Consider the following 8,356-nt stretch of genomic DNA (forward strand, 5'->3'; position numbering starts at 1 on the left):
ATGGAGTTCATCATCGCAAGCGCTGTCGGGGTGCTGACAGCGGGCGGCGTTTATCTGATGCTGCGGTTAAGAACATTTCCTGTGATCCTCGGGATCGCGCTTTTATCATATGCAGTGAATTTGTTCCTGTTCGCCAGCGGACGGCTTGCAGTCAATTTGCCGCCAATTCTGTCGAAATATGGTGACGCCAGCTATACCGACCCGCTGCCCCAGGCACTGACGCTCACAGCGATCGTGATTTCATTCGGCATGACGGCTGTGCTGGTCATGATCGGGCTTGCGGCCTTTCTTGAAGCCGACAGCGATCAGATCAACATCGCCGCTGACGATACCGACACCAAAACGAACAAGGACGCCGCGCAATGATGCACTGGATTATTGTTCCCGTGGTTCTGCCTGCGCTGCTGGCCCCTGTCATCGTCCTTGTCATGCGGCACGATATCACCTTGGCGCGGATTGCGTCCGTCGCGGGTGCGGTGCTTTTGCTCGCGGTTGCGATCGGCTTTGTCGTTGTCGCGGCGGGCGGTCAGACGTTGATCTATGAACTCGGCGACTGGCCCGCGCCTTTTGGCATTGTTCTTGTGCTGGACCGGCTATCGGCGATGATGGTGTTATTGACTGCGATCCTTGCGCTGATCGTTCTGGCGCATAGCATCGCCACTGGTTGGGACGCGCGCGGGAAACACTTTCACGCCCTGTTCCAGTTTCAGATTATGGGGATTTGCGGCGCGTTCCTGACCGGGGATGTCTTTAACCTGTTCGTGTTCTTCGAGGTGCTTTTGATCGCATCCTACGGTTTGATGATCCACGCAGGCGGGCGCGACCGGATGCGCGCAGGCCTGCAATATATCGTTATCAACCTTGCCGGGTCCACGCTGTTCTTGTTTGCCCTTGGCACACTTTATGCCAGCACCGGCACGTTGAACATTGCAGATTTGGCCGCCAAAATCTCTGAAATCCCGGTCGAGGAAGCCGCCTTGGTGCGGGTCGCGGCAATGCTGTTGTTGATTGTCTTTGCGGTCAAGGCAGCCATTTTCCCGGTGCAGTTCTGGCTACCGGCCACCTATGCCAACGCCCCTGCCCCTGTTGCGGCCCTTTTTGCCATCATGACCAAAGTGGGCGCCTATTCAATTTTACGGGTGCATACGACGGCCTTTGGCCCCGGCATTCCCGCGACCGACGGATTGATTGGAACATGGCTGTTTCCCGCCGCCATCATCACGATCGTCGTTGGCGGTTTCGGGGTGCTGGGCGCACGTCGGTTGATGCCGTTGATCGGGTTTTCGGTTGTCGGGTCCATGGGCGTGCTGCTGGTCGCCCTTTCGGCCTTTACGCCGACGGCCACCACGGCAGCGTTGTATTATATGATCCATTCAACCTTTGCCGCTGCTGCTGTTTTCCTTGTTGCGGATCTTGTCATCACACGCCGGACGCAGGACAAACTGGCCCCCGCGCCCGTCACGGTGCAAAATGGCCTGTTTGCCGCGCTGTTCTTTGCGGCAGCGATCGGCATGGCAGGGATGCCGCCACTCAGCGGGTTTCTGGGCAAGCTTGTGGTGCTTGATGCCATACGCACACCCGGGCTGATTGGCTGGGCATGGACGGCGATTTTGGCGGGGTCACTATTGACAATCGTCGGCTTTGCCCGCGCCGGAAGCGTGCTGTTCTGGTCATCGACCGCAGTTGACGCACCCGAGCCTGACGCGGTGACACAGCCAAAAGCGACGGCAACCCAAATTGCCCCGGCCATGGTCGCTGTGGCAATGCTGGCCGCACTGGCCGTTTTCGCAGGCCCGGTGACGGCCTATCTTGAAGGGACGGCCACACAAATTTTCGACCGGGCGGGCTACATCTCGGCCGTGCTTGGCAACCAGGACGAGGAGAGCTGACCGATGATGCTGGCGAGACTGATCCCACATCCGCTGCTCAGCACGACACTTGTGCTTGTGTGGCTTGGCTTGGTCAATACCTTGACGCTTGGAAACCTGATCCTTGGGGTCGTGTTCGGCCTGATCGTGCCGATGGTCACAGCGCCCTATTGGCCTGACCGGCCCAAGGTCAGAAAACCCCTGCGGATCGCTGAATACTTTCTTGTGGTGCTTTGGGACATTGTCATCGCAAACATCCACGTTGCGACGATTATCCTTTTCAAACGCCAACGCGATATCCACTCTGTCTGGTTATCAGTGCCGGTTGAATTAACCTCGGCCGAGGCGATTACCGTACTTGCAGGTACCATCACCATGACCCCGGGCACCGTGTCGACATCATTGGCCGCCGATGGTGGCGCGATTTTGGTGCATTGCCTGCATACTGACGACCCTGACGCGCTTCGCGATACCATCAAGGCACGTTATGAAAGCCGCCTGAAGGAGATTTTCGAATGATTGAAGCCGCGATTATTTTTGCCGCTACCTGCTATGGCTTGGCACTTTTGCTCAATCTTTGGCGCATTGTGGTTGGACCTGATTCCGCCAATCGCATCCTGGCGCTGGATACAATGGTGATCAACCTGATCGCCCTGCTGGTGCTTTATGGGATCTGGCGCAGCACGCCGATGTATTTCGAGGCGGCGATGCTCATTGCGATGGTCGGCTTTGTTTCAACCGTTGCTTACTGCCGCTTTGTCCTGCGCGGCAATATCATTGAATAAGGTGACACCATGATTTTTCTTGCAGAACTTCTGGTCGCCCTGTCGCTGATCGTCAGTGGCATATTCGGCTTTGTCGGGTCTTTTGGGTTGGTAAAGTTACGCCACACGACCCAGCGGCTACACGCCCCGACAAAGGCGACGACATTGGGTGTGGGTGGGGTGCTGATTGCGTCAATCGCCTATACACTTGTCGATCGCGGGGAATTGTCTTTGCACGAATTGATGATCACGCTGTTCTTGTTCCTGACAGCACCCATTACGGCGCATTTCATCATGAAAACCTACGTCGCACAAAACCTGCGCGAATCCGACCTGCCCGACAGTAAAAGCGCGACGGGTTGGTCGATTTATGACGATCCCCCTTCAAAAGCGCCAGACAGCTAGGGCAAGGCGCTGGCGCTTTACCACGGTAAAAGCGCCAGTGTGATAAAGGGAAACGCCACCAGAATACCAACCCTGATCAGATCAGACGCCACGAAATACATCACAGCCTTATAGGTGTCAGCCATCGGGGTTTTGCGATCCATAGCATTGATGACAAAAAGGTTCATCCCGACCGGGGGCGTGATCAACCCCACCTCGACGACGATCAGCACAAGGATACCAAACCAGATCGCGGTGCGTTCGGTATTGATCCGGTTCAGGGCGGATTCAGATACGCTGCGCAAGCCCAGTTCGCGCGTTAACTCGCGCGACAATTCCTGACCACCGGCCAGCATATCCTGTGCCTGTTGCACCAGTTCTGCCGGCAATGTTGCCCCACTTTGCAGCAGGTCTGCCAGCCGGGCCGATTGTAGTTCCACCATGGTCACAAAGGTGAAATCAAGCCCTTGCATGATAGGCCAGAAAATCGGGATCGTCAGCAGGATCATGGATAGGCTATCCATAAGACAGCCCAGAAAAAGATAGAAAACAAGAATCAGGATCAAGACGACCACGGGGCTGAAACCGCTTTGCGACACCCAATTTGCCGCCTCTTGCGGCACTTGCGTCAGCGCAAGAAAGCCGTTGTAAAAAGCAGCCCCCAACACAATGAAAAAGATCATCCCCGACGACCGGGCCGTGACATAAAAACTTTCGGCCAGTGATCCCCTGGTCAGCCCCCCCGAGAACCACGCGATAACACCTGTGCCAAAGGCCCCCACTGCCGCGCCTTCGGTCGGGGTAAACCAGCCCAGATAGATGCCGCCCACGACAAGGCTGAAAACCATCAACACCGGCCAGACCGCAAAAAGCGCAACAAACCTTTGCCGGTATGGCACCCGCTGCCGCGTGCCTGCGGCGGTTGGGTTGATCCGCACATAGACTGAAATCGCGACCATATAGCCAATCGCGGCAAGGATACCGGGGATGAAAGCCGCCAGAAACAGTTTCGCGATGTTCTGTTCGGTCAGGATCGCGTAAATCACCAACACAACAGAGGGCGGAATCAGGATGCCAAGCGTGCCACCCGCCGCCAGCGTTGCCGTCGCGAACCCGCCCGCATAGCCATAGGATTTAAGCTCTGGCAGGGCAACGCGCCCCATTGTTGCCGCGGTCGCCAGCGATGATCCGCAGATGGCACCAAACCCAGCGCAAGCGCCAACGGCCGCCATCGCCACACCGCCACGGCGATGCCCCAGCCAGCCTTCGGCTGCCTTGAACAAAGCCTGGCTCATGCCGCCCAGCGTTGCGAAATGCCCCATCAGCAAGAACATCGGCACGATTGACAATGCATAGTTGGAAAAGGTCGTATAGGTTTCCGACCGCAGGCGCGCAAAAGGCACGGTCGTGTCGCCCGTCACGATGAACAAACCAACCAAACCGGCAAGAAACATCGCCAGCCCTATCGGCACACGCAGAAAAATCAAAACAAGAAGCGCCGGAAACGACAGCACCCCAACCATCAGATCGCTCAATGATCCGCCTCCTGTTCGGGGGGCAATGGGCAGTGGCCTGTCGCCACCCCGATGACCCGTGCAGCGGTCACGTAGATCGCGACAAGTGCAGCAGCAACCGCACCCGACAAGCTGGCCGCATAGGCCCACCAAAGCGGTATCTCAAGAAGAAAAGTGGTTTGGCCCGCGGCCTTTTTGCTTAGCATACCGACAAATAGCTGCCACGCGATCAGAACAAGAGCTGCGGCAAAGACCGTCTCGATCACCATGCGCAGAAACCGGTTAACGCGTGCAGACAGCCTGGCAGTAAAGATATCAACCGTGGCATGCGACCCGGCAAGCTGACACAGCGGCAAGAACGCAAATATCGCAAAGGCCATGCCAACTTCGATCAGTTCGAAATCGCCTTTGACCGGACCAACCCCCAGCGCCAGCAGACCATTGGCCAGCCCCGGAACTGCCGATTGCAGAAAATCACCGTGCAACATGGTGTTTAAAGACCTGCCAGAAATGGAAACACAGGTCATGATAATCAAACCGGACAAGACACAGCCGCCCAATACGGCAAAGCCCCGCGCAATCCTGTCAAAAATGCTGTGCATCGGCTTTTCTTACGACAATATCGCAAGATTGGCGGATAACATTATGATATGTGGAATCTGCAACATGATTGCCGTTCTCTTTGCATGTCTCATACCCATTTGCGGCGTTCTATATGGCGCATAAACTGCCACAGACAAACACCCGAATATGGCGGTTGGCAGCAAGACCTGTCACAGCAGCGGTGAAATGTCACCACATTAATCTTTCTGATTTACGAATTCTCGGACCAATTGCACAGCAAGACCGATGCAAAAGCAGATTTTGGCAGCGTCGTGATCTGCAAAAGGGTTGTGCCACCCATGGTCCCAAAGAGTAGGCGATCGGGACTGACAGGCGCGGCGCGTTTCTATTTTTTGACCGCCGGATCAAAGCGTGAACCGCCGATCTTGCGCACTGTGCTGGCTTGCGGGCCGATTCCGCTTTCTTCAGTCTGCGCCGCCAGATCAACAGTGTCATCCAGCCGAAGTGCCGCAAAACTACCGTAAACAACGGCGTTTTCATGGAAACAAATCAGCCGATGGTCTGTCGCCATGACCTGCCCAAAGCCCGCATCATGGTCAATTTCAGCAACACGCCCTGGCAACAGACCTTCATGCGACTTGATTTCGCTTTTTGCTGCGTCCTTCCATCGCTTTACCTGCCTCACCACCACAGTCAGCTTGTTGGTTCGTCTTCCAGCAAGAATGTGATTTTTGCGTTCACACGGTAATTTACGATCTGGTCACCTTCGACCTGCGCGGTCATTTCTTTGATGTAGATCGATTTGACGTTTCTGACGGTTTTGGCGGCCTGCGCGACGGCATTTCTTGCCGCGCCTTCGAAACTATCTTTTGACTCGGCGAGAACTTCGATCACCTTGAGCATGGACATAGCGAATTTCCTTTCGTGATTTTGTGATGCAGTCACTGCATCGACACGCCAACATGCTGGATGATTTACTGAGACGACGCATTGACCGCCGTTAAACCCCGGCACGATCGGTAGACAGGGTCAGACCGGCATCGCATGTTCTTTTCTGAGGTCTTGCAACTGTTCGATGGTCTCTTCGATGGCTTCTTGTTCCGCCTCGACACCGCTGCGCAGCGTATCGCTGCCACATTGTGCAAAGAGTTCTGCCACGTCGCGATAATCTTCGGCCACACGCGCAGCAGACTGCTGCATCCAGTCGGACACCGCCTCCATTGCTTCTGACGGGCCGGCCGTGTCTTCGCCCATCATCGTGTTCACCGCATCAAGTGCTGTATCCACAGCTTCACGTCGCCGTGCAAACCACCCGTCCTGATAGGTTTCCAGCGCATCCAGCATCCTGCGCTGCGTTTCCCAGAACTGAACAACTTGCTGGTGCATCAGCGGGTTGATGGCCATAGCCGCCTGTAGATTTGCGACCAGATTGCCCATCGGTGTATCGTCAACTTCGCCCATGGCGGATTCTCCTGTTTCATCACACGCAATCCGTCAAAGAGTGAAGGTCGTTCACCGCCACCACTTTAACCTGCCCCAACACTACATGCCTTTCGCCCCCGCGCAATTGAGGCGGATCAACTGAGCAAGTTTTTGCACTGATATGTCAAAGCAGCGTCATTGAACGCAAAACCGACCAGTCAGGGGCTTACGATGAATCAAATTGTTTACCCAATCACATCGGCGCAGATCGCCACCGCGCCGTTTTGGCACCTATCAGGCGCAACCGCACAAGCTTCACTTCAAAGGCTTTTCAACACGTATAAGCGCACATTCCGCCCCGGAAACCTGATCGAATTGGACAGCACCGGAGTCAACGTGACCTATTGCGTCATGTCAGGCTGGGTGTCGCTGTCCAAGTCGATGCCCAACGGCCAGCGGCAAACGATCGATTTCGCGCTGCCCGGCGATATCCTCAGCCAGATATCCGCCAATATCGCATCACGCGCGTTGCAGATGGAAACCATAACGCAGGCTACCATCGCGATCATTCCCGGGCCGGTATGGTCCCGGCTTGGCCGCGATTTCCCGCAACTCCAACGGCTGGAAAACCGATGTGCAGCAGACGCCCTGTCGCGTTTGTCAGACCGAATATTGCGGCTGGGCAAGGGCAGCGCCGAAACGCGCATCGCACACGCGCTGATCGAACTTTCCAACCGGCTGCGCACAATTGGGCAGGCCTGCGATCTTGGTTTTCACCTGCCGTTGACCCAACAGCAACTGGGCGAATTCACGGGGCTTTCGTCGGTGCATGTCTGCCGGATCCTCAGACGCCTTTCAGATCAAGGTGTAATTGCGATGCAGGACCAGACACATATCATGATCCGCAACCTGCCGGCGCTGTCCGAGATTGCAGGCATCGAATTTTCGCTTTTGCCGGACCGGCTGCACTAGATCAGGATGCGGGCGACGGCGCGGCAGCAATCCGCGTTCCGGCGCGCCCGTCCAATAGCGCGAAGGCATCTTCCAGCTTGCCAATGGCTGCAAACCTGCCGGGTTTGCTGCGGGCAAAACGCGCAGCAGCGGCAACCTTTGGCCGCATTGACCCATCCGGCAAATCCAGACTTTGGGCGTCGTCAGGCGTCAGCGTTGGGATCAACGTGGCATCCTTGGTCCCAAAATCATGCAACACACCCGCCACATCGGTCAACAAAAGCAACGCATCAGCCCCCAGCATTTGCGCCAGCAATGCACTGGCCGCGTCTTTGTCGATCACCGCCTCGACGCCCGTGATGCTGCCGTCTGACCGGGCTATCACCGGGATACCGCCCCCACCGGCACACACCACGATGGTACCATGCAGCAAAAGCTGGCGGATCACCTTCAGATCGGGGATATCCTGCGGGGCGGGCGAAGGCACCACCCGTCGCCAATGCGCCCCGTCCTGCGCGATATGCCAGCCGTAGCGATCGGCCATTTGTGCTGCCTTGTCCTTGTCATAGACCGGTCCGATAAATTTTGTCGGGGCCTGAAACGCCGGGTCATCAGGGTCAACGCGCACCTGCGTCAGCAGCGTGGCAACGGTGCGTGTATGCTCCAGCGCGTTTTCCAGCTCTTGTTCGATCAGATAGCCGATCATGCCTTCGGTTTCCGCGCCCATGACATCCAGCGGAAAAACCTCGTCAGGTTGATAAGCCAGTCCCTGCAAGGCCAACAGCCCCACCTGCGGGCCGTTGCCATGTGTGATCACCAGATCATGCCCTGCACCTGCGATTTCCGCCAGTGAAGCCGCCGCAACGCGCGCATTGTCGCGCTGGTTTTC

Annotated in this window: 12 protein-coding genes; 6 read left to right on the top strand and 6 right to left on the bottom strand. The window is 56.5% G+C overall.

Annotated features, from left to right (window positions below):
- The 5 genes from IBX59_RS10905 to IBX59_RS10925 are packed head-to-tail and all read left to right on the top strand — an operon-like array spanning nucleotide 1 to nucleotide 3,037.
- Nucleotides 1-366 (top strand): Na+/H+ antiporter subunit C, encoded by a 366-nt coding sequence (locus IBX59_RS10905; RefSeq protein ID WP_296375386.1) that lies wholly within the window; start codon nucleotides 1-3, stop codon nucleotides 364-366.
- Entirely contained in the window at nucleotides 363-1,889 is a 1,527-nt protein-coding gene (locus tag IBX59_RS10910; protein ID WP_296375388.1) for a monovalent cation/H+ antiporter subunit D, read from the top strand. The genes IBX59_RS10905 and IBX59_RS10910 overlap by 4 nt, the downstream gene beginning before the upstream one ends.
- 6 nt (nucleotides 1,890-1,895) lie before the next feature.
- Complete coding sequence (locus IBX59_RS10915; protein WP_296375411.1) at nucleotides 1,896-2,387, top strand: Na+/H+ antiporter subunit E; 492 nt, start codon at nucleotides 1,896-1,898, stop codon at nucleotides 2,385-2,387.
- The gene (locus tag IBX59_RS10920) at nucleotides 2,384-2,653 is read left to right on the top strand and encodes a K+/H+ antiporter subunit F (protein WP_296375390.1); all 270 of its coding nucleotides are present in this window, start codon (nucleotides 2,384-2,386) and stop codon (nucleotides 2,651-2,653) included. Before IBX59_RS10915 ends, IBX59_RS10920 begins: the two co-directional genes overlap by 4 nt.
- A gap of 9 nt (nucleotides 2,654-2,662) precedes the next feature.
- A complete protein-coding gene (locus IBX59_RS10925) occupies nucleotides 2,663-3,037 on the top strand; it encodes a Na+/H+ antiporter subunit G (RefSeq protein WP_296375392.1) in 375 nt (124 codons plus the stop codon).
- A gap of 17 nt (nucleotides 3,038-3,054) precedes the next feature.
- Here the strand turns inward: IBX59_RS10925 and IBX59_RS10930 are convergent, their stop codons facing one another.
- The 5 genes from IBX59_RS10930 to IBX59_RS10950 all read right to left on the bottom strand — a co-directional run bounded on the left by IBX59_RS10930 (nucleotide 3,055) and on the right by IBX59_RS10950 (nucleotide 6,555).
- Nucleotides 3,055-4,551 (bottom strand): TRAP transporter large permease, encoded by a 1,497-nt coding sequence (locus IBX59_RS10930; protein ID WP_296375394.1) that lies wholly within the window; start codon nucleotides 4,549-4,551, stop codon nucleotides 3,055-3,057.
- The gene (locus IBX59_RS10935) at nucleotides 4,548-5,132 is read right to left on the bottom strand and encodes a TRAP transporter small permease (protein WP_296375396.1); all 585 of its coding nucleotides are present in this window, start codon (nucleotides 5,130-5,132) and stop codon (nucleotides 4,548-4,550) included. The genes IBX59_RS10930 and IBX59_RS10935 overlap by 4 nt, the downstream gene beginning before the upstream one ends.
- Nucleotides 5,133-5,479: 347 nt before the next feature.
- Nucleotides 5,480-5,716 (bottom strand): hypothetical protein, encoded by a 237-nt coding sequence (locus IBX59_RS10940; protein ID WP_296375398.1) that lies wholly within the window; start codon nucleotides 5,714-5,716, stop codon nucleotides 5,480-5,482.
- A 71-nt stretch (nucleotides 5,717-5,787) separates the two neighbouring features.
- Nucleotides 5,788-6,003, bottom strand: coding sequence for a dodecin family protein (locus tag IBX59_RS10945; protein WP_296375400.1), 216 nt, complete (start codon nucleotides 6,001-6,003; stop codon nucleotides 5,788-5,790).
- 120 nt (nucleotides 6,004-6,123) lie between these two features.
- Complete coding sequence (locus tag IBX59_RS10950; protein ID WP_296375402.1) at nucleotides 6,124-6,555, bottom strand: phasin family protein; 432 nt, start codon at nucleotides 6,553-6,555, stop codon at nucleotides 6,124-6,126.
- A 192-nt stretch (nucleotides 6,556-6,747) separates the two neighbouring features.
- Here IBX59_RS10950 and IBX59_RS10955 point away from each other — a divergent pair, with 192 nt between their 5' ends.
- Complete coding sequence (locus IBX59_RS10955) at nucleotides 6,748-7,488, top strand: Crp/Fnr family transcriptional regulator (RefSeq protein ID WP_296375405.1); 741 nt, start codon at nucleotides 6,748-6,750, stop codon at nucleotides 7,486-7,488.
- Nucleotide 7,489: 1 nt separating this feature from the next.
- Here IBX59_RS10955 and IBX59_RS10960 read toward each other — a convergent pair.
- Nucleotides 7,490-8,356, bottom strand: an 867-nt coding sequence (locus IBX59_RS10960; protein WP_296375407.1) for a carbamate kinase, incomplete at its 5' end; no start/stop codon positions are given.

This window comes from Yoonia sp. (genome assembly GCF_014859355.1).
Taxonomy (GTDB): Bacteria; Pseudomonadota; Alphaproteobacteria; order Rhodobacterales; family Rhodobacteraceae; genus Yoonia.

Excerpts from the sequence above, each read along its gene's own strand:
- IBX59_RS10915 (WP_296375411.1), top strand. The coding sequence starts at position 1,896 with ATGCTGGCGAGACTGATCCCACATCCGCTGCTCAGCACGACACTTGTG.
- IBX59_RS10955 (WP_296375405.1), top strand. The coding sequence starts at position 6,748 with ATGAATCAAATTGTTTACCCAATCACATCGGCGCAGATCGCCACCGCG.
- IBX59_RS10945 (WP_296375400.1), bottom strand. The coding sequence starts at position 6,003 with ATGTCCATGCTCAAGGTGATCGAAGTTCTCGCCGAGTCAAAAGATAGT.
- IBX59_RS10910 (WP_296375388.1), top strand. The coding sequence starts at position 363 with ATGATGCACTGGATTATTGTTCCCGTGGTTCTGCCTGCGCTGCTGGCC.
- IBX59_RS10905 (WP_296375386.1), top strand. The coding sequence starts at position 1 with ATGGAGTTCATCATCGCAAGCGCTGTCGGGGTGCTGACAGCGGGCGGC.
- IBX59_RS10935 (WP_296375396.1), bottom strand. The coding sequence starts at position 5,132 with ATGCACAGCATTTTTGACAGGATTGCGCGGGGCTTTGCCGTATTGGGC.
- IBX59_RS10920 (WP_296375390.1), top strand. The coding sequence starts at position 2,384 with ATGATTGAAGCCGCGATTATTTTTGCCGCTACCTGCTATGGCTTGGCA.
- IBX59_RS10950 (WP_296375402.1), bottom strand. The coding sequence starts at position 6,555 with ATGGGCGAAGTTGACGATACACCGATGGGCAATCTGGTCGCAAATCTA.
- IBX59_RS10925 (WP_296375392.1), top strand. The coding sequence starts at position 2,663 with ATGATTTTTCTTGCAGAACTTCTGGTCGCCCTGTCGCTGATCGTCAGT.